Origin of the sequence: uncultured Roseibium sp., assembly GCF_947494555.1 — a bacterium.
GTDB lineage: Bacteria > Pseudomonadota > Alphaproteobacteria > Rhizobiales > Stappiaceae > Roseibium.
In genome coordinates this window covers 72,293-93,929 of record NZ_CANLVF010000002.1, presented here as the reverse complement: position 1 = coordinate 93,929, position 21,637 = coordinate 72,293, and the positions used below count along the sequence as shown (strand labels likewise).

Below are 21,637 nucleotides of genomic sequence, written 5' to 3'. Positions count from 1 at the left end.
TCCCGCCATAAATCGCAACGAGTCCTGACCCGATGCAGGTTGCCCGCAACCAGGTCAGAAGAAACTCAACCTGGTCATCATGTCCCGATATAGCAGCTATGTGCGCAACATCCAGAGAGGCGATTGAACCAATTGAAAAACGCGCGCCGATTTTGCCTGCTCGATTGAATCTTTATTACAGAAGTGATAAGAACAAAACAAGTACATTTACAGGGTAGCGAGACACAGGTCCGCATCTTCAGTGGCACATTTCCGCTCCCTTGGCCGCTTATCTTATGTTTTGCCTTGTGGAAAATGGGTGCGGTGGTCTGAAAACATGGGCGAAGCGGTTGGAGTGTCGCTACGGTTCTGCTTTCTAACTGCATGGCAGGTAGACCGGGTTCGACAGAGAATGTGCCAGAAGGATATATGGATCCGGTAAAGCCAAAAGAAAGAACAGGAGTGCAGGATGGCGGGAAGCGTCAACAAAGTCATTTTGGTCGGTAATCTTGGTGCCGATCCGGAAATCCGCCGGACGCAAGACGGCAGACCGATTGCCAATCTAAGGATTGCCACGTCGGAGTCCTGGCGTGACCGAAACTCTGGTGAGCGCCGGGAAAAGACCGAATGGCACCGGGTGGTGATTTTCAACGAAGGTCTCTGCAAAGTTGCCGAACAGTATCTGCGCAAAGGCTCGAAGATCTATCTGGAAGGCCAACTCCAGACCAGGAAATGGCAGGACCAGTCGGGTCAGGACCGGTATTCAACCGAGGTCGTGTTGCAGGGCTTCAATTCGAACCTGACCATGCTCGATGGCCGGGGCGAAGGCGGGCAATCCGGCGGGTTGCCGGACTATGGCAATGACTCCCAGGGTGGCGGCGGCTTTGGCGGTGGCGGCGGCGGTGGCAGCGGATACGGAGGCGGCTCAGGCGGATCGTCCTCAGGAGGCGGCTTTGGAGGGCCTGGCGGTGGTTCCGGACCGATGGACGACGAGATACCGTTCTAGTCTTTTGTTTTGGTGGAGCCCTCAGCTGAAATGAGGGCTCTGGGAAACAGAGGCAAACCCAGTTGCCGAGTTACCGAAAAAAGGCAAGTTCGGCTCCTCCGCGAGGCCGTCGTAGTTTTCTGAAGTTACAAGACCGCAATAATAAACAGCTTCTTCCGCACACGTGTCGCCGCCGTGGAGCGAAGCGCCATTCAAATATGCAAGTTCGTGTATGAGTGTCGCAAGCACGGTCCAGCGCCCCAAAATGAAGGCGCGTTCTGAGATGCCGATTTCACTGTTTGCAATACAAGTCTTGCCATAGCGTGGCGCTTCGATCGAAGAGCCGAAATTGACCCAGATGCTGTCGTCGTTGATCAGGTCCGTAAGAGACCTGCCTTTCGGCAGCGACCGGAAATAAGAATCGCAGTCCGGATTGTTTCTCACAATTTCAAAGAGTTTTTCCCGGGACCATTTCAATTGGCGGTATTGAGCCAAGTTGAAGTTCGTGAACCCGGCGTGAGGTGACACATGGTCCCCTATGTTTAGTTGAAACGGCATATCTTCGCTCCGAATGATCCAGGTCGTCGTGAGAAGATACCTATTGATTTTGTGAGCATCGCACCGTGATGCGTATCACGCGGATGTCATTTCCAGTGCTCTAAGTCACTTGATCGGTTTACAAAATCGGAAACCAAGGAACAGGTGGAGCGTTCGGAGAGGCAAAATCGTCACACTGATTTGATTTCAAAAGGTGTGTATGAAGCTTGCCCTTAACCATCTGATGAAGCCTGTTATAGTATTAACCAGTTTGCTGCTTGCAATCCGTGAGGGTATTCGGCTGATTGCTGCCGAATAGACCCTGAAGGTTTCGCGAGGAGGCGCTGCGCGGGAGGGGGAACTTTCGGGCAGAAAATTAATGGCGGCGATATAGGCCGTGCGGCCTCGCGTTTCACAACAGGAATGCGGGCCGGTTTATGAATTTATGGATCTAGGCAATGCAGGCGAGCCAAATGATAAACGATATGGAACCAACCCGTCGCAAATATGGACGCACAATCGGAATTCGCGCCGTGTCTGTCGCGTCATTGAAGGCGTGCCTTATGGCAACGGTGCTAGCGTCCGGTTTCAGTATGGCAGCTCCGGCAACAGCTGAGGCGCAAGGCCTCTTCCAGCGCCTGTTCAATCCGGAAAATCATCGCAGGCAACAAGAACGCAAACGCCAGGAACAGCTGCGCAAGAAGGCTGTTTCCGTAAAAGTCGCTGCACCGCGTTACCTGAACTACTCGCCTGATGCTTTGAAAAAAGTTTCGCTGTCGCCGCTCTCGGAAAAGAAGACGGCTGAAATCCAGCCAACGACCACGGACGGAGAGAGCGAGAACACCGCGGCCGTTGAAACCGATTTGGTACCTGCTTCTCCGGCCGTGCTGACCGCATTCGACAAGGGCCGTCCGGCACTGAAGGATCTGGACTTGAGGGTTCTGCCTGAAGTCGGCGAAGCTCTCATCGCCTACTACCGCGAGCATCCGGATTTTGTCTGGGTCGAGGGCAATGGTGTCACGCTCAAAGCGGCGCAGCTTCGCAAATCATTGGCATCAAGTGACAAATTCGGTCTCGTTCCATCGGATTACTTCGTTCCGCTCCCCGCTGTCTCAGGTCTTGATGAAGCCGAACGCATTGCAGCAATGATGCGTTTTGAGATGGAAATGAGTGCTGCCGCCCTGACATATGTTCTCGATGCGACACGCGGGCGAATCGATCCCAACAGGATTTCGCAATATCACGATCTCCCCCGGCACGAGGTTGACCTTGTTGCCGCACTGGAAGTGCTTTCGTCCACATCAAGCGTTTCGGACGAACTTCGGGGTCACCAGCCGCAAAACGAACACTTCCGTAAACTGACTGTGGAGTTGGAACGGCTGAAAGAGGAAGACGATAGCTCCGAGCAGATCGTCATCGCCCCAGGCACCTTCCTGAAAGCGGGAAAGTCGAGCCCGGAGCTGAAACACATCGTTGCCGCCATTACAATGAACGGCTCGGATGAATTGAAACAGACACACAACGAGACGCTCGCAGCATATGAAGGCGCTGAGGTCTATGGACCCGAACTTGTTGCGCTTGTGAAGGCTTTTCAAAAGGAAGCGGGCCTCACGCCTGACGGAATAATCGGCAAGAACACGATCAAGGCGCTCGTCGGCGAGACAAATGCCGCCAAGATTGCCAAGGTTGAACTTGCGATGGAGCGGAGCAGGTGGATCCCGGAAAATCTCGGCACCCGCAAGGTGTTCATCAATCAGGCGGCTTTCACGGCAACATATACGGCGCCGGGCGAAGATCCGCTGTCCATGCGCGTTGTTGTCGGCAAGAAATCCAACCAGACCAATTTCTTCTATGACAAGATTGAAATCGTTGAATACAATCCGTATTGGGGCGTTCCCTATTCGATTATCGTCAACGAAATGGTTCCAAAACTCGCGCGGGACCCGTCTTATCTCGACCGAGCCGGCTATGAGGTCACAACACCTGGCGGGCGCAAGGTTTCGTCTGCATCGGTGAACTGGTATGCGGTCGCGGCAAGACAGCAGTCTATCAACGTCCGGCAATACCCGGGCCGGTCCAATGCACTTGGTGAAGTTAAGATTCTTTTTCCGAACCGGCACCACATCTACATGCACGACACGCCCGCAAAGAACCTGTTCAACAAGGACGTTCGAGCCTATAGCCACGGATGCATCCGGCTGCACGACCCGAAGGGCATGGCGGCAGCAGTGCTCGGAAAGTCCAAGGACTACGTGACGTCTCGAATCGCGGCCGGCCAAAATGAGCAGGAAAAGGTCACCGGCGATATTCCGGTTTATGTGGCATATTTTACGGCATGGCCGGAGCAGGATGGCAACGGCGTTGAGTTCTATTCGGATATCTATGACCGTGACCGCTATCTCTTGAAGGCAATCGAAAAAACCGAGGCCGCTCGGGCGAAAGCCAGAAACGCGGGCTGAGCAAAACAATCAGAGAAACGAAAGCGCCGGGCGGATGTCCGGCGTTTTTGGTTTTTGCGGATGACCTGAATGGCCTTGGTAAGAACGTCAACTCTATGCACATGAAATGCTCCCCGGTTGCCTAGGGCGGATGTGAGAAGCAGCTTTGATTTGCGAACGGAAATCTGATGCGTGACACTGGAGGTCACTCGCGAATAGGATCAAAAGGAAAGTCGCGAACTCGCGTCTCTTAACAAAACTGCGCAGGTCTCAATGTCTGATCAACACATTGCGGAATTGAACATCGCCAGACTGAAGCATGACATCAATGATCCGCGGATCGCCGATTTCGTCAACAACCTCAATCGCGTCAATGCAGCGGCCGAGCGCAGCGAAGGGTATATCTGGCGGCTGAAGGCGGATGTCAGTCAAAATCAGACACCCCTTGTTTTGAACGATCCGATGATTATTCCAAATCTTTCGGTCTGGAGAGACGTTGTGTCACTTGAGCAGTTTGTGTTTCAGACTGTTCATAAGCGAATTTACGCTCGCCGGGCCGAATGGTTTGAGGTCATGGACAAAATGCACTTTGTCATGTGGCCGGTTCCCATCGGGCACGAACCGAGTCTGGATGAAGCTCTGGAGCGGCTAGATCTGCTTAACAGACAGGGAGCAACAAAAGACGCGTTCGGCTGGGATTACGCAAGAACGTCCGGACTTTGGAAAGAACAACGCTGCGCCGAACCGGCTGCCTGAGCGCCGACGACCACGCCTTTTAACCGATTGATTCAGTAGATATTTACTTTAATCACGCACTGTCGGGGACCTATCGTTCCGAGTTGCGTAAAGCTGATATGTTTCGCCGCAAAGCCATCAAAGAAGATTACTCTCTGGACATGCCCCTCGAGCTTGAGGAGGGGCCGCCGCCCGTTGCGTATCGGCGCATCCTTCAGGTGCTGTCTATTGGTGCAGCGGCCTTCCTGGGCTGGTCCGTTATCGGACAGGTGAGGGAAGTCGCCAAAGCCTCCGGCGAGATCGTACCTGCCGGAAAAGTGCAGACAGTCGGGCATCTTGAAGGTGGAATTGTCGCCGAAGTCCTGGTTCAGGAAGGACAACTGGTTGAGCAAGGAACACCGCTCGTCCGACTTCAGGAAACGGCAACCTCCAGCGACCTTGAACGTGTCAGAACCCGTCTTCAGTTTCTGGCCCGCGAAGAGCAGCGGCTGACTGTTTATCCCCTGGACACCTTGGGCGGAGCATTGAGGCTAACGGACAACTTTGAATTCAGCGAAGCACAAAAGGCAGCGCTGGAAGCGCAGCAAAAAGCTCTCGAACAGGAACAGCAGGCGCTTAAGGCACGCATCAACGAGAAGGAAGCCGAGCTATCTACGGTGGTCGAACGGATTGCCTTCCAGAAAACGCAGGTCGAAATCGAACAGGAAAAATTCTCGATCCAGGAATCTCTGTTCGACCAGGGCTACACGTCGAAGCGGCGCTTTCTGGATGCAAAATCCGCACTCCAACTCGCACAAAGCGAGCTAAGCGAGCTGGTCGGCCGGAAGGGGCGCGCACAAGCGCAGCTGGCGGAAGCCAAAGCAGGACTTGCGCGTTCAGCCGCTGCATCGGAAGAAGAACTTGCCGAGGAACGGAGCAGAGTTGTTCAAGAGAGGAACGAGCTCGCATTCGAAGCTGAAAAACAGCGGGACCGTTTTGACCGGCTTTATGTCAGAGCCCCGGCGAGCGGTCATATCAAGGCCCTCAACCTCAAGGGGCCGGGCAGTGTTCTTGCGCCCGGCGACGTCGTTGCAGAGATTGTTCCGAGCAACAGCGATCTGGTCGCGGAAGTGCGCGTATCCCCCCGCGATATCGGACATGTTGAGGTTGGCGACAAAGCCGAAATTGCGGTCACGACATTCGACCCCAACATCCAGGGCACGCTGACAGGTGAGGTGTCAGTTGTTTCGGCGTCCAGCTTCCGGGACGAATACGGACACTATTACTTCAAGGCGACGATACCCTTGTCCTCCAACATGATCGGAGCTGGAGCACAGGCCGAAACAATTTCTCCAGGAATGGTCGTCGATGCCAAGATTGTCACCGGATCCAAATCGGTCATGCAATATCTGCTGAAACCGGTGACGCGGGCGATTGGCGATCCGCTTAGCGAGCGATAGTCCGGCCGAACAGACCTCTCAGTTTTCAATACGACCTTGACCGCTCCTTTGAGGACATCGGTCTCCGCGCCATCTTCCGAGCCGTTTTTTCTTTGTTACAAGGCAATTGTTCTGCTTGCTGCCAAGCGGTCCGGCCATTGGACCTAGAGCGTATCCCGCGAAGATCGAATCGCCTGCACGACAAGGGTACGCGCCAGAACAATGACTTGGGGCATTTCACGTGATCCAGCGATCACGAGAATTGCCCTAGGTCGATAAAGTCTGTGAGGAATTCGTGGTAATCTCTCCAATACTGGAGCGATTACCAGCGGATCTCTTCGATCTGAGCGAAATCCACTTTCGTTCCGTCTGAGAAATCAATCGTTCCCTCAGCGTCTTCCGAAAGTTCAAGGCGGCCGTTTTCGGTATCCGTATTCTGCACACTGCCGTTTGTGATGGTAACGGTCCAATCGGTGCCGTATTCTCCCGCCGCGGTTACCCCCGGACCGCCTCCAAGATCTATCACATCGGTCCAAGCGCTGCCGGTGCCGCCATAGATGGTGTCGTTGCCGTCTCCAAGTCCGTGCATGAACAGGTCTGAACCATCGTCGCCATGAAGTGTATCGTCGCCAGCGCCGCCAACGATGATGTCATCGCCGGAACCGCCGTAGATCGTGTCCTGTCCACCTTCACCGAACAACAGGTCCCGTCCACCATTTCCGGTGATCTGGTCGTTGCCGGCCACAGATCCGCCATCGACGCGGTCGTTGAACTCTCCGGTCTCGATGACATCGTTTCCACCGATACCATCAACCGAGTAGGACTGAGCCGAGGACCCAGTAAAGCTGCCGTCCGCAAGGCCGCCGGTCATGTTGTAGTCGTAGTGGTTGCTGACGGAGACCGAGAAGGTTTCAGTAGCCTGGGAGCCGTCTGACGAGGTGGCTGTAACCGTCAGGTCGATTGAACTTTCAACCTGGCTGTCGAAAAAGGCATGCTCTGCGATTGAAACAATGCCGTCCGCGTCAATGGTGAACCTGTCGTCATCAAGTGCATAAGTAAGCGTGCCGCCACCCGGGTTGATCGCGGAAACGGAAATTCCGACCTCAGTCCCGGAATCCGCTGCCTCGTGGATCGTGTTGCTCGACCCGTTCGCGTCAGAGAGCAGCAGCTCGGTGCTGTAAGTCAGATCGGCCACCTGAACGCTTCCGTCGGCAAAACTGTAGGCCTCGACATTGGAAACCGTGTTCGTGCCGTCGGGCGATCCGGAACGCATGTCGATGACGGTCTGACTGCCATCGCCATTGTCGTAAATGTTGTAGTCAGCCTGATTGCCGGAAAGCACGACCATATCGGTGCCATCACCGCCGTCGATCGTGTCGTTTCCACCAAAACCGAACACAACATCATTAGCCATGGTGCCGGTGATCGTGTCGTCGCCCGTCGTACCGAGTTCGATGCCAACTGTTTCCTGATAGGTCTTGTTGGCTGAATCGGTCACTTCTACCGTGACAGTGTCGCTGAGCGATGCTGTGGCGTCGTGTTGAGCGGCGAGGGATATGTCGCCGCTGTTTGTATCGATTTCCAGCGCGCCGTTGCCTGCATCCGAAAAACTGAAATGGAAGGTGTCGCCCGTATTGGCGTCTGCCACGGTTTCGATACCGGCGACGACGGTCCCGGCTGCGATAGTCGACATAACGGCGCCGTCGGAGATGACCACCCCATTGTTGCCAGGGTCACCCCAATCGCCCCCGCCGACAGGGTTCTGAGCAAGACCTGACACCGAAGCATCACCGGTGATCGTTATCTGGTAAGGGCCGGTGTTTGACCCCGAGCCCGGATAGTCCGATGCCGTGCTCAAGGCTTCACTGCCGCTCAGCGGCCAGCCACCAATGACAACAACGTAGTCACCGGCATCCAGTCCGGTCAGGGAAAGGTAGGAATCATAAGACTGCGTGCTGCCATCGCTTCCGGCTGATCCATCGTCATTGCCCGCCACGAGAGTGAAATCGCCGCCGCCATTGTCCCTGTACAGGTAGATTTGGCTGTCAAGGCTGCCACTTTCGTATCCGCCGGCGAGAACGTCGATAATCAGTTCGCCACCGTCGTGGCTTAGCGACCAGTGGTCGACAGACAGGTTGCCGGATCCGTCTGAAACGATTTCGCCCGTGACAACGGCATCGCCACCGCCCGATTGCGTGACCGAAAGGCTTTCGTTGGCGTCAAAGGAGATATCTGTCGGAGCCAGGTCAACGAGATCTCCCGCCGAATAGGTCCCGTCGGCAAACTCGAAGGTCTCGACATTCGTCAGCGTGTCGGTGCCATCAGGTGAACCGGTGCGCATATCGACAATCGTGATTGTGCCAGCATTTTCGCTCACGGTGTAATCGGCGCGGTTTCCGGAATAACGAACGGTGTCGGTTCCTGAACCGCCATCGATCGTGTCGTCACCTTCGCTACCGGCAAGCGTATCGTCGCCACCGCCACCGAGGATATTATCGTCGCCCGACGAGCCGGTTATTGAGTCGTCCCGGTCACGGCCCTCGATCTGATCGACGCTATTCAGGGTGACTCCCGTGAAATCCCAATCGATTTGCGCATCGCTGCGCTGCGCGCGCAGGGTCTCGCCCGACACCGCGCTACCGTCAATTTCTTCTATGCCCTGCGTTGCGGCATTGAACGTATCTTCCAGTTCGAATTCAGTTCCGGTATTGGCGGACAGGACGATCCGGTCAACGCCGGCTGTTCCGGTGTCCGAAATGATGTCGGCACGCCCATCGCCGCGCAGAAGATAGGTGTCGCTGCCTTCGCCGCCCTGGAGTGTGTCATTGTCAACACCTGCGCCACCGTCGAGTGTGTCGTCTCCAGCCCCGCCCATGACAGTATCGACACCATCTCCGCCATCAATGACGCCGCCATCTTCATGGGCCGTGATCGTATCGTCACCGGTTCCGCCGGAGATTGCCGTCTCTGCAACCCCGGTGTCGGTCATTGTGACACCGTCGTCAGTGAGTTGCATGGTCTCGGCGACATCCGCCACATCGATCGAGAAGGTTTCCTGCGAACTTGTCCCGTCGGACGACGTCGCGGTCACCGTGATCGTGACGGAGGACTCGGTTTCGTAGTTGAATACAGCATTGTCTGCGACCGTAACCGTGCCGTCTGCAGCCACATTGAAACGAGCATCGTCGACAGTGTAGGAAATGGTGTCGGAGACATTGCCATCAAGTGCATTGGCCGCGACACCAACACTGTCACCGGAAACCGCATTTTCAGAAACCTCGTTTGCGCTCGCATCAGCGTCCGAGACCGCGCCGATGGCCTCGGGTATCAGATCCCCGGCCAGAACATCGCCATCGGCAAATTGGAAGGTTTCCACATCGCTGACCGTGTCCGTTCCGTCTGGAGAGCCGGAGCGCGTATCGGTGATCGTGAAGGACCCGTCCAGGTTCTCCACAATCGTGTAGTCGTCTCTGTTTCCGGAGTAGATTGCGGTGTCGTTGCCAGTACCGCCGGACAACTGGTCGTTGCCGCCGCCACCCTGAAGCGTGTCGTCGTCTTCTTCGCCTGAAAGGACGTCGTTCCCGTCACCACCGACAAGCGTGTCGTCTCCGCCGCCGCCATAGATCGTGTCGTTTCCGGCGCCGCCGTCGAGATGATTGTCTTCCGTGCTGATACGCGTTCCGACTTCATCGTCAATGAAATCGTCGCCGTCGCCGCCGGTAACGGTATCGGCACCGGTTCCATAAATGAGATGATCATCTCCGGCGCCGCCGTGAAGGGTGTCGGCTCCGCCGCCGCTATAGATGGCACTTCCGTCGTCGTGCGCCGTAATTGTTTCCGCGTTGTCGGTGCCGATTATCGTCGGCTCGGCAACTCCTTCGTCCACAAAGACAGTTTGCCCGGCAGCCAGTTCGAAGGTTTCAGCGACGTCGGTGACGTCTATGTCAAACGTTTCCTGCGTGACGGATCCATCGGTTGAGGTCGCGGTGACGGTAATCGAAACCGTCGGCTCGCTTTCAAAATCGAATTCAGCACCGGACGCAACGGTGACCGTTCCGTCTGAGGCAACATCAAATCGGGCGTTGTCGACCGTGTAGGATACAGTGTCGGTCAGGTCTCCGTCGGATGCGGAGGCGGTTATGCCGACACTGGTTCCCTCGGCTGCGTCCTCCGCAATTGTGTTCGTTCCAGCGTTTGCGTCCACGACACTGGAAACGGAGTATTCATTGACGTCGGCAACGCCGATCGTAAAGGTTTCCTGAGATGTGGATCCGTCTGAGGAGAGCACCGTCACGGTCACATTGACCGAGCTCTCCGTCTCTGCGTCGAAACTTGCACCGCTGGCAACTGTCAGAACGCCATCGTCTGCGATGTCAAACCGGTTGTCGTCGACGGAATACGAAACCGTGTCTGTCGCGTCTCCATCGCTCGCCGATGCTGTGACCCCGACGGTGTCGCCGGTAGTAGCGGCTTCGGAAACGGTGTTGCTGTTGGCGTCACTGTCTGCGACCGCAGACACTGAGAACTCCGAAACGTCGGCGATGGAAATCGTGACATCCTCAGAATGTGTGAGACCGCCGCTGTCCGTAGTGGTGACCGTAACAGTGACGCTTTGCTCAGTCTCGCGATCAAGGCTTTCGGTATCCTTGAGTTTGAGCACCATGCCGCTGCTGCCATTGTCCACGACTTCAAATCGATTGTCAGAGACCGAATATGCATGCGTGTCGCTTAGGTCAGCGTCGCTGGTGGTCACGGTTCCGACAACCGCGCCCGTCACGCCTTCGGCAATTGTCAGCGGCACTTCAGTCAGGGAAACATTGTCGATCAGAGCGCCATACTGGTCGTCGTCTTCTGCGGTTTCCCGGAATTCAAGCGTATCTGTGCCGCCTGTGCCAACGACCTGGAAGTCAAAACTGGACCAGCTTCCTGCATCCGGGTCGAAACTGGAGACAAGTTCTCCGTTCCAATAGATTTCAACAGTGCTCGTGGCAGAGTTGGTGCGTGCAACGGCATCTAGCGTGAGCTCGTAGACCTGTCCGGCGCTGGTTTCCACGGATTGGGAAATGGAATTTACGCCGCTGTTGGAATCGAGCTCAAGATGCTGGTCGCCATCCGTTGCGGTAACACTATTGTGGTGATCCCAGATTTCCATAGGACCATTGGACATCCAGGCCCCTGAAGGGTCGGACAATTCGTGGGAATAATCTCCGGTCGTAACATCGAAGGACTCGAAGCTTCCGTTCTGGATCAGATTACCGGTCTGACCGGTGACCTGAATGCCGGTTGGCGCATTGTCGTTGACGTTTCCTACCTGCACCGTGAATGTCTGTGCACTTGTGGAGCCGTCTGTCGACTGTGCCGTCACTTCGACGTCGATCGACTGTTCGGTTTCCGTATCAAAAACCGCACCGCTCGCAACAGTGACAATGCCGTCCGCATCTACTTCAAAGCGGTTGTCATCGACGGTGTAGGTGACACTATCGGAAACGTCCGCGTCCGCTGCTGAAGCAGTGATCCCGACCGCAGTTCCGGCCGTTGCGTCTTCGGATATCTGATTTGCCGTAGAATCCGTATCGGATACCGCGCTCACGGCAGTTTCGTTGACGTCCGAAACGTTGATCGTAAAAGTCTGAGTGCTGATGGAGCCATCCGTTGACTGTGCTGTCACCTCGACGTCAATTGACTGCTCGGTTTCCGCATCGAAGGTCGCACCGCTCGCAACAGTGACAATGCCGTCTGCATCAACCTCAAAGCGGTTGTCATCGGCAGAGTAGGTTACGCTGTCCGAAACATCTGCGTCTGCCGCCGAGGCGGTGACCCCGACTGCAGTTCCAGCCGTTGCGTCTTCGGATATCTGATTGGCCGCAGCATCCTCATCAGACACCGCACTCACGGCAGTTTCGTTGACGTCCGAAACGTTTATCGTGAATGTCTGCGTGCTGGTTGAGCCATCCGTAGAGTGGGCCGTCACCTCGACGTCAATTGATTGCTCGGTCTCCGCGTCGAAGGTCGCACCGCTCGCGACACTGACAATGCCGTCTGCATCAACCTCAAAGCGGTTGTCATCGACAGAGTAAGTTACGCTGTCCGAAACATCTGCGTCCGCCGCCGAGGCGGTGACCCCGACTGCAGTTCCGGCCGTTGCATCTTCGGATATTTGATTGGCCGCAGAATCTGCATCAGATACCGCGCTCACAACATATTCGTTTGCATCGGAAACGGTGATTGTGAAGGTTTCCTGCGACGTTGAGCCATCCGTGGATAGAGCTGTAACGATGACATCGATAGAGCTTTCGGTTTCCGCGTCAAAGTCGGCATCGGCAGCAACCTGGATCGTGCCATCGGAAGCCACGTCAAAACGATCGTCATCGATGGAATACGTAACAGTGTCTGTGAGATCCGAATCTTCAGCAAAGGCCGATATTCCGACATTGTCGCCAGCTGCTGCGTTTTCGGCGATCGCGTTTGCCGCCGAATTCGTATCTGAGAGATCCGTAACCGCAAATTCGTCGATGTCCGAAACGGATAGATTGAAGACCTGAGTAGATTGCGACCCGTCACTCGAAGTCGCGATTACCGTCAGGCTCACAGTAGCTTCGGTCTCGGCGTCGAATGTCGCACCTGCTGCAACTGTCACAATCCCGTTGCCGTCGATATCGAACCTGGGATCATCGACCGAATAAGAAACGCTAGCAGTAGCATCCTCGTCGGTGGCCTTTGCCGTTATGCCGACACTTGATCCGGCGGCAGCGTTTTCCGCGATTGCATCTGACGCCGCATTTACATCTGTAATCGCTGCAACGTCGCCTTCGTCAACGTCTCCAATCTCGATTGTGAAGGTTTCCGTTTGCGTTTGCCCGTCGGATGAAGTTGCGAGTACCACGATGTCATGCTGTGTCGCCGTTTCCGCATCCAATTGCCCTGCAACGCTGACGATGCCCGTCGCGGGATCAATTGAAAACAGGCCGTTGGCATCATCAAGCAGGCTGTAGGTAACACTGGACCCTTCAGAGACACCCGCTCTCGCGGAAATACCCGTGGCCGTTCCGACGACTGCATCTTCATCAACGGTATTTTGACCTGCATCTGTATCGACAATGGATGATAATTCAGAGGCTTGCGCTTCAGCAGGCGTTCCTTCTTGGACCGAAACCTGCTCCGCGGACGGCGAGGACGCTGAACTGCTTATTGCAGAACCAGTCCCTGTCTGCTGAGTGCTGTCCTCTTCCGGTTGTTCAAACTCGGTGGCGACACCAGAAGCCTGCTCGGCAAGGATGGGAGATTGCGATGCTGAGCCATTGGAACCGTGTTGCTGTTCAACACCCGGAGTTAAGGCAAATCCAGAAAGGTTAGCGGTGGTCTGCGCGGCATCTTCGCCTAAAGGGGTATCGGGCAATGTCGAAAGTTCAGAAGCTGCGGATGCTTCTTTCTCGAGTTCGAGCAAATGTTTGGCTGACTGCTCTTCGTCGGTCTTGATCGGCTCCGCCTTGTGGCTGCCCAAATGGAGATTGGCATTCACCTGCTCGCTGGAAACACCTTTGTCCTGATGCAGGTGGTAGTCATGGACCTTGTCGAGATGCTGGTCATTTGAATCGAGCAGTCCCGAATGAAGATGGCTATCTGAACTAAGGGTCGATCTTGTCTCGGTGTTTTCTTCAGTCGACCGCGTGTTGGTCTGTTGATCCCGATTTTCCGAGTCGCTTGCCATCCGCTCGCCTGTCCGCACAATTTTTGATCATGCCACTGAACGACGGCGTCCTTAATAAAGCGAAAAATTTTGAACAAAAACTATTGGTATTGCAGCAATAATTTTGAGAAATGCCGCTTAGGGTAAACTGTTTTTAAACCGGAGCGACACACTTTGTTAAAGCATGCACACGACTCTGGCTAACTTATGTTGAAATCAGCATTTTCATCTTTTTTCCTGCCTCGGATGCGAATACGGCATTCGCCGAGCAGCAAGTGGATATCGTCCCCGCGATTACCACGAGATGTCGTGATCGCATCAATCTTTGCAAATATGCTCGGTTTGGCGATGCCGCTTGCCATTTTGCAGGTCTACGACCGGGTCTTGCCGAATGCATCAACCGATACGCTGCTTGTGCTCATGCTCGGAGTGGTCTGCGTTCTTGTCGCAGATGGCGTGATCAAAGTGGCGCGCGCGGCAATTGTGGGGCGGCTTGGAGCGAGTTTCAATCACCAGGCCCACAAGGAACTGTTTCGCCGCATACTGGACACGAAACCGCAGGACTTTGCACGGACACCGGTTTCTGTTCAGGTCCATCGGCTGAGATCTCTTCAGTCGATCGCGGACCATTACGGCGATCAAAGCCGGTTGCTGGCCATCGATCTTCCCGCTGGCGGGATCTTTCTTGCCGTGCTGGTGTTCATCGCTGGCCCGCTGGCTCTCGTCCCGGTCATTTTGCTTGGCGTCTTCGTTCTCTTTGCGCTCAGTCGAAACAGGGCTCTGCAGACGGTCGTGGTCGACCGGGCCACACAGGACGATCGAAAATCCGACTTTATTCTGGAGGTGCTCTCCGGCGCGAAAACGGTGAAGTCTCAGGCGATGGAATCGCTGATCATGCGCCGGTTCGAACGCCTGCAAAAAGAAACAGCTCGGCTGAGCGCCAGATACATGCGGCTTGCCGGGCAGGCGAGGGATGCGTCAGGCCTTTTTGCGACAATGACCACTGCCGCTGTAGTGCTCTGCGGTGCCGTGATGGTGATCAATGACGGCTTCAGCATCGGAGGTGTTGCGGCAAGCACATTGCTCGCGGGTCAATTTGTCCAGCCCTTCCTGCGCGCAATAAACCATCTCACCGACATGCAGCGCTTGAAACACGACTATAGCCAGGTGGAAGTGCTTTTCGATCTTCCCGAAGTGGAGATGAGCGACGCGCCCGACGTGAAAGCCGACGGATCCATTCAATTCCGTGGTGTCGAAATGCATCTCCAAAATGGGCGGCGGCAAGTCTTTACGAACATGAACCTGAATGTAAATGCCGGCGAATTTATCGGGTTTCGTGGTACCGATGGCAGCGGTATGACAACCCTCATGAAGTTGCTGGCCGGCGAAGTGTCGCCGGATGAGGGCAAGATCCTCATTGGCGGTTACGATTTTTCAGGTCCCCACAAACATGCGTTGCGCAAGACGATCGCCTATGTCGACAGCAAGTCCGCAGTTTTCAATGGGACAATTCTGGAAAACATAACCATGTTTGGTGCGGTTTCCGACATTAATCATGCCCGCATGGCGGCAAAACTTATCGGGCTGGAGAAGGAAATTCACCTGCTTCCCAAGGGATACGACACACAGCTTGGTGCCGACCTGGGCGGAAAGGTGCCTGCCTCGACAATTCAACGTATTTGCATCGCCAGGGCGCTTGCCGGTGAGCCGAACATTCTCATCCTTGATGAAGCGAATGCCCAATTGGATCAGCAGGCTGAGAAAGGGCTGGTGGCGGCCCTTGAACGGCTTAAGGGATATCTCACCGTCATAATCGTGAGCCACCGCCCATCGATGCTCGCAGTCGCGGATCGACAATTTCAACTCGGCGACGGAAAGCTTCTCGAACTCGGTAACGCTGACCACACCCCTTCGGCAACAGTAGGCCTGTCAGCGTGACCCGTGCGCTATTTGACCTGGAAGATCTGAATTCGGGAACGAACCCCGTACACCGGCAGTGGAACGCGCTGTCGGAAGAGTTGACCAGTGAGCGCGGGGACGAAACGGCGTTCAGTAAACTGGGCGAAGGCACGACACCGGCGGAAAAATGTCTCGTTCCCCTGTTGCGCGAAATGAACTGGCAAGGCAATGATCGTCTGCTTTTTGAGGCGCTTCCTCACTTCGACAGAATAGAAACAATTCAGGATCTTCGCACGGTCCTCAATCGTATCAACGTGTCCTCTGCTCCTTTTCGCGGCAGTCCGGTCGAGCTGACAGAAGCGCACCTGCCGTGTCTGCGCGTCACCGACGACGACATCCAGGTGCTGGCGAGTAAAACCCCGAGCGGCGGATTTCGCGCCTATTCCGGCAAAACGGCTCAGGCGGAGACCTTGTCTGAAAAAGACATCGCACGGGCCGACGTCTATCTCGTCAAAGAGGAAGCCGAGGAAACCAGCCAGGTCAAGAGCAGTCGAAGCTGGTCCTCCATGGCGTCGAAACAGTTTCGGTCCAGCATCGTATCGATACTGGCAATCGGCTTCATCTTGAATGTCCTCGCGCTCGGCCCGCCGCTCTTTATCATGGCAATCTATGACAAGGCCATGGGCGCGAAATCCATCGATGTTCTGATCACGATGGCCGTTGGAATCGCAATTATTCTTGTCAGCGAAATTGCGCTGCGGAAAACCAAAAACGTTCTTCAGTCCTATCTCGGCGGTCGCGTCGACGCGATCGTGGGAAACAAGACCTTCGAACGGATTCTGCATCTGCCCTATGCGATGCTGTCGGAAGCGCCGATCGGCACGCAGGTCATGCGCTTGCGGTATTTTGACAGCGTCCGGGATATTTTCCAAAGCTCCCTGTTCAACGCCATCGTCGATATTCCATTCACATTGATATTCATTACCGCGATCTTTTTGATCGGCGGGCCCGTCGCCTTTCCGCCGCTCGCTCTGCTTGTGATCTACGCGCTGATCGCCCTTTATGTCCTTCCCAAGGTACAGCGCGAAGTCGCAGCGGTTGGCGAACAGAAATCGAAGCTGAACAGTTTCATGATCGAAACATTCCGCAATCAAAGAACCCTCAGGGATCTGTCGGTTGAAGACACCTGGCTCGAACGGTTTTCAACCTTGTCGACAGAGTTCAACAGGCTCAATGTCCATGCGCGAAACCTGACGCACCTGCTCCAGACTGTTTCTCAGACGCTGATGACAATATGCGGTGTATTTGTTCTCGGCATCGGCGCTTTGCAGGTCATGATTGACGACATGAGCCTGGGCGCTCTGATTGCGACGATGGCGCTGTCCTGGCGTGTTCTCAACCCCATGAACCAAGCGTTCTTGAGCATAACGCAGCTGGCGCAAAGCAGAACGGTTCTCGATCAGATCAACAATCTCATGAAAGTACCGCTGGAACGTGAGCCCGGGTATCTGCCCAAGATCACCCGAGACATTCAAGGAGATCTGAAAATCACGTCTCTTGTTCTGCGATACCCCGGTGCGACGGAAGCGTCTTTGAAAGGGGTTGAGCTGACGGCCAAGCAGGGTGAGATGATTGCATTGACGGGCCCGAGCGGCTCAGGAAAATCAACGCTCTTCCAGGCCATTACCGGACTTTTCCAGCCACAGGTCGGGTCAATACTCTTCGACGGTCTGGACGTCCGGCAGCTTGATGCCGGTGAATGGCGGTCGAAGATAGGGTATGCGCCGGACGATCTCGACTTCTTTTACGGTACCGTCAAGCAGAACCTTCTGCTTTCCGAGCCGGGGGCAAGCGACGATCGACTGTTCGAAACCGCGCATAAACTCGGCTTGCTGCAGTATCTGGAAGATAACTTCGAGGGGTTGGAAACCCGCCTCAACGGAGAAGTCCTGAAGCAGATACCCGATAACATGAAGCAGCGGATTGTTCTGGCGCGTGCACTGGTCAAACGCGTTCCGCTCTATCTGTTCGACAATCCGGGGACACATCTTGATTTTGAAGGTGACCGTCGCTTCATGGACATGGTCAGCGAACTTCACGGTTCAGCGACCGTTATGATCAACACGCAACGACCGAGCCATATGAAGATGGCCGATCGTGTGGTCGTTTTCAAATCGGGTCAGATCGCCATGATGGGACCACCGGAACAGGTGATCCCGGTCCTGATGGGCCAAACTGCCAAGGCAAGTTGATTGATGCTCGCAGAACTTCTGAAGAACAGGTGAGGGCAATAGGTGCCTTGAAAGCATGTTCTGCACCAGTTGTCTCCACATACGCACATCGGGGGCTGTCTCTCCCCTGTACAAAACGCGATGGAATGTCGATCCAAGAGAACGTTGAAATGTCCTGTTTCTACTTTTCCATGGCTTTTCGCAGCCAGGAGATGAAGGCCCTGACGCGAGGCGGGACGGTTCCGAGCGGTGTCACGGCATAGTAGGTTACCGACAGCGGCGACGCGACGGGAACTTGGTAAAGTTGTCCTGACCTGAGCTCGTCTCGTACAAGGATTTCTGGCGCGATAGCCAAGCCAAGGCCTTGCCGAACCAAAGAGAATTGCAGAAATGGAACGCCGACGTCATTGTTCTTGATTGATCGGGTATCGAGACCAAAAGCCCTCATTCCTTCCTCTTCGTGTTTGACGCCGGTAGACCAAATCCAGGGCAATTCGTCGAGAGGCCCCATGTCGTCCTTCACGATCGAAGGTGCGCCAATGACGATGAGTTCGCTCTCAACGAGGGGCTCGGCCTTCAGACCGGGCCAGCTTGGCGTGGTCGGCGCAGTGCGGATCGCCAGATCCAGCCCAAGTGAAACAATGTCTTCGATATCCTGAGACGGCATGACTGACACCTGAACGTCAGGACAGTCTTCCCAGAACTCGTGGAGCTTGGGAAGAATTACCGCTTGCGAGAAATGCACTGTGGCCTCGACCTGAAGAGGTGCTTGGGTTTGCTCTGCCTGCAACTCCCTGATGCCGGCGGCAATCGTTCCGAAGCCGTCGTTCAGGCACTGCGCCAGTTTTTTCCCCGCCTCGGTCAGGACGACTGTCCGCCCCGATCGTCGAGCCAGTTGTGCTCCCAGATGGGTTTCCAGGGACCGGACACGTTGGGCGATGGCTGCATGCGTGACGTTGAGTTCGCGCGCCGCCGACGCGAAGCTCCCGCTGCGCGCTGTCAGTTCGAAGGCACGTAGCGACGTGAGCGAGGGGAGAACCTTCCAGTCAATATCCAAAATGATACTCTGTGTATTGTTTGGTGTTTTTTGTTGGTTCGCAATAACGGAACTTATCATCTAAACTCGGGAAGATCATCAAACACTTGAATGCAAAATACGATGCAAGAGATATCGAAATCCATCATTGGCGTTCGCCATCGGCACCACGTTTTCTGGAAGGACCAACTTTCATGATTGCCTATGTCACTGTCGGCGTGAACGACATGACCCGCGCTGAGTGTTTCTACTCTTCTTTTCTGCTGGACCTCGGCTATGAACTGGAGGTGATAAACGGGGAACTGAGTTACGCGCAACCTGTTCAATCTCCAGCATTGCCAGAGTTCTACGTCAAGTCACCCGTCAATGGTCAGCCGGCAACGGCCGGCAACGGGACAATGATCGCGTTTCAGGCCGGCAGTCAGAAACAGGTTCGTGATCTGCACGCCGCCGCGGTTACCGCTGGAGGTGCAGACGAAGGCGCGCCGGGTTTTCGCGAGTCCTACGGACCGAATTTCTTTGTCGCCTACCTGCGCGACCCTGACGGTAACAAGGTCGCGCTGTTCTCTTCTGACCCAAACGAACCAGGGCGAGACGGATAGGAAAGTCGCCAATATGCCCGCTGGGAACAACGGCTCTCAGTCAGCGTATTCACCAACAGATCAGGTTATCCTTTCGAGACAGAACCATGCTCACAAGAGACGTTCCTCCTATGTCTGCCATACGCGTATTTGATGCGGCCGCACGACACGGAAACTTTTCCTCAGCATCTGGAGAGCTGTCGATGACACAGGCGGCGGTGAGTTACCAAATCAAGGTTCTCGAAGACCGGGTCGGCGCCCCGCTGTTTGAACGGCATGCGCGGGGCGTATCACTTACGAACGTCGGGAAAGACTTTGCGAACCAGATTGTTCCCGCAATGGACACGATATGTGAAGCCTATGCGGATGCGATTGGAACGACACAAACGACCCTTACGATCAACGCAGTCCCGACTTTCGCGACCCACTTTCTATCTGGCGCGCTGTGGTCCTTTCAGGAGCAAAACCCAAAAATAAGCGTGCGGTTGGAGATCAGTGAAAACAGTGTCGAGCCGGATTCCGTCGATTGCGACATGGCCATTCGCCTTGGTGCCGGCAATTTCGGTGACAAGGACTGCTGCAGGCTGTTTCCGGCGGTTTTCGCCCCGATGGTGTCGCCGCGCCTTTTGGTCAGTGTGGGTGGTGTGTCCAGATACGAAGACCTTCTGAAGTTTCCCGCAGTGTCGCCAGGAGACCCGCGGTGGCATTTTTGGCTGGCAGCAGCCGGTATCGAGACGTCTTGCTTCGGTTCTGAGCCTTCCCGGCATTTCGGAACACAAATGGCCGAGGCACGAGCAGCCATCGAAGGGCACGGCGTTGCCTTGCTGACGCCGGCCTTTTTCGAGCGTGAATTGGAAACAGGCGCGCTTTTACAGCCTTTTGACCTTCTGGCGGAGGACGGGAAGAGTTATTGGCTCATCACCCAACACAAGCGGAGGCGTTCAACCAAAGTCCGGGAGTTTCGCAATTGGCTGCTAGCGCAAACTGAAGCTCTCCGGCAAAACCACACATGTCCTGTCAATTCATGAAACGGGTTGTGGCCTGTGTGAAGCGTTTGCCCGCGCTTTAATGGCGAAACCCGCAAAGACAAATGGACGGGTTGCACACCCCGATGCGCGTTGGACAAGCACACCGGCTCGGGTTCATAACACTTCAGGTGAGCGGATATCGGCAATCGACGTCTGGAAAGCGGGTCCTGCAACTATTGCATCGGCATAAGCGTTTCCAAGTTTCTGCCCTTGGGAAACGTCCATGGGATAGTGAACGCCGGCGACAACACGCCCATGACCGATACGGTTCGCAAGATCCATCAAGTCATCTGATTTTTCCGGAAAAACCTCGGACAAAAGCCTGGCGTAGACGATGGCCCGAATGGCATGACCGCTCGGATAGGACGCAACGGGACGCGCGTCACCGACCGGATCAACCGCAGCGCTGATTTCGAAGGGACGGGGGTAGTCGTAAACACCCTTGACCGCATCATAGTCCGAGCGGACTTCATCGATTGCAGTGTCAATCAGGGCTTTCAGGGCAGGGCCATCCACTTCGAAAATGGCCTCGCCGACAACAGGAGCGAACCGCTCCAGATTGAGCGTTGTTTCAACAAACTCGATCTGTTCCGGTGTTCTGGTTTCCTGAAGCCAGAGCACCGTCGACATTTCCTCATGAAAGCGCGGTGTTCCGAGGGCCGGTGGTTCCATGATCATGCTGTGAGCGTCAACCGAGTTTTCCGGGAGTAAGGACACTGGCTTGCCATGTGCGGGCGCGGTCGCAAAGGCGAAAATCAGAACTGCTGCAGAAAGCACGCCTGTTCTTGCTATCATCTTCTCTCACCTCCACTCAAAGCGGTTGTTTGGAACGTGTATTCCGATAAACCAGAGATGAGATCCGCACGCCGAAAAACAAATTAAGAAATGGCAATCATAGAAATACTCCACTGACCGGAGACCCGAAGCGACGGTTTGTTTCTAGAAAAATCTTGGGATTTAGAAAACTGGCTGGGGAACCTGGATTCGAACCAGGACTAACGGAGTCAGAGTCCGTGGGTCTACCGTTAACCTATTCCCCAACTCGGCTCTTTTATCAGAGCGCGCGGAAAGAGTCGTGAATAA

At 55.2% G+C, this 21,637-nt stretch carries 12 protein-coding genes and 1 tRNA gene; 8 read left to right on the top strand and 5 right to left on the bottom strand.

What is annotated here, in order from left to right; genetic code table 11:
* Nucleotides 1-448: 448 nt before the first annotated feature.
* Nucleotides 449-985, top strand: a complete 537-nt coding sequence (locus Q0915_RS08990; protein WP_299470536.1) for a single-stranded DNA-binding protein — start codon at nucleotides 449-451, stop codon at nucleotides 983-985.
* 21 nt (nucleotides 986-1,006) lie between these two features.
* Here the strand turns inward: Q0915_RS08990 and Q0915_RS08985 are convergent, their stop codons facing one another.
* The gene (locus Q0915_RS08985; RefSeq protein ID WP_299470534.1) at nucleotides 1,007-1,522 is read right to left on the bottom strand and encodes a hypothetical protein; all 516 of its coding nucleotides are present in this window, start codon (nucleotides 1,520-1,522) and stop codon (nucleotides 1,007-1,009) included.
* Between the two features lie 542 nt (nucleotides 1,523-2,064).
* Here Q0915_RS08985 and Q0915_RS08980 point away from each other — a divergent pair.
* The 3 genes from Q0915_RS08980 (at nucleotide 2,065) to Q0915_RS08970 (ending at nucleotide 6,113) form a co-directional block, all read left to right on the top strand.
* Entirely contained in the window at nucleotides 2,065-3,960 is a 1,896-nt protein-coding gene (locus Q0915_RS08980) for a L,D-transpeptidase family protein (protein WP_299470532.1), read from the top strand.
* A gap of 252 nt (nucleotides 3,961-4,212) precedes the next feature.
* The gene (locus Q0915_RS08975) at nucleotides 4,213-4,695 is read left to right on the top strand and encodes a DUF3291 domain-containing protein (protein ID WP_299470530.1); all 483 of its coding nucleotides are present in this window, start codon (nucleotides 4,213-4,215) and stop codon (nucleotides 4,693-4,695) included.
* A 98-nt stretch (nucleotides 4,696-4,793) separates the two neighbouring features.
* Nucleotides 4,794-6,113 carry an HlyD family type I secretion periplasmic adaptor subunit gene (locus Q0915_RS08970; RefSeq protein WP_299544257.1) on the top strand — a complete coding sequence of 440 codons (1,320 nt, stop codon included), beginning with the start codon at nucleotides 4,794-4,796 and terminating at the stop codon, nucleotides 6,111-6,113.
* A gap of 301 nt (nucleotides 6,114-6,414) precedes the next feature.
* Here Q0915_RS08970 and Q0915_RS08965 read toward each other — a convergent pair whose 3' ends face one another.
* Nucleotides 6,415-13,800: a cadherin domain-containing protein gene (locus tag Q0915_RS08965; protein WP_299470526.1), complete on the bottom strand. Its 7,386-nt coding sequence runs from the start codon at nucleotides 13,798-13,800 to the stop codon at nucleotides 6,415-6,417.
* 288 nt (nucleotides 13,801-14,088) lie between these two features.
* Here Q0915_RS08965 and Q0915_RS08960 point away from each other — a divergent pair, with 288 nt between their 5' ends.
* Together Q0915_RS08960 and Q0915_RS08955 are read left to right on the top strand one after the other, a co-directional pair.
* Nucleotides 14,089-15,717: an ABC transporter transmembrane domain-containing protein gene (locus Q0915_RS08960; protein WP_299470524.1), complete on the top strand. Its 1,629-nt coding sequence runs from the start codon at nucleotides 14,089-14,091 to the stop codon at nucleotides 15,715-15,717.
* Entirely contained in the window at nucleotides 15,714-17,930 is a 2,217-nt protein-coding gene (locus Q0915_RS08955) for an ATP-binding cassette domain-containing protein (RefSeq protein WP_299470522.1), read from the top strand. Before Q0915_RS08960 ends, Q0915_RS08955 begins: the two co-directional genes overlap by 4 nt.
* Nucleotides 17,931-18,090: 160 nt before the next feature.
* Here the strand turns inward: Q0915_RS08955 and Q0915_RS08950 are convergent, their stop codons facing one another.
* Entirely contained in the window at nucleotides 18,091-18,966 is an 876-nt protein-coding gene (locus Q0915_RS08950; RefSeq protein ID WP_299470520.1) for a LysR substrate-binding domain-containing protein, read from the bottom strand.
* 173 nt (nucleotides 18,967-19,139) lie between these two features.
* Here Q0915_RS08950 and Q0915_RS08945 point away from each other — a divergent pair, with 173 nt between their 5' ends.
* Nucleotides 19,140-19,547 (top strand): VOC family protein, encoded by a 408-nt coding sequence (locus Q0915_RS08945; protein WP_299470518.1) that lies wholly within the window; start codon nucleotides 19,140-19,142, stop codon nucleotides 19,545-19,547.
* Nucleotides 19,548-19,633: 86 nt separating this feature from the next.
* Nucleotides 19,634-20,554, top strand: a complete 921-nt coding sequence (locus Q0915_RS08940; RefSeq protein ID WP_366525275.1) for a LysR substrate-binding domain-containing protein — start codon at nucleotides 19,634-19,636, stop codon at nucleotides 20,552-20,554.
* 114 nt (nucleotides 20,555-20,668) lie between these two features.
* Here Q0915_RS08940 and Q0915_RS08935 read toward each other — a convergent pair whose 3' ends face one another.
* Both Q0915_RS08935 and Q0915_RS08930 read right to left on the bottom strand, forming a co-directional pair.
* Nucleotides 20,669-21,349 (bottom strand): phosphatase PAP2 family protein, encoded by a 681-nt coding sequence (locus Q0915_RS08935; RefSeq protein ID WP_299470514.1) that lies wholly within the window; start codon nucleotides 21,347-21,349, stop codon nucleotides 20,669-20,671.
* Nucleotides 21,350-21,520: 171 nt separating this feature from the next.
* A tRNA-Gln gene (locus Q0915_RS08930) sits at nucleotides 21,521-21,594 on the bottom strand.
* Between the last annotated feature and the right edge of the window lie 43 nt (nucleotides 21,595-21,637).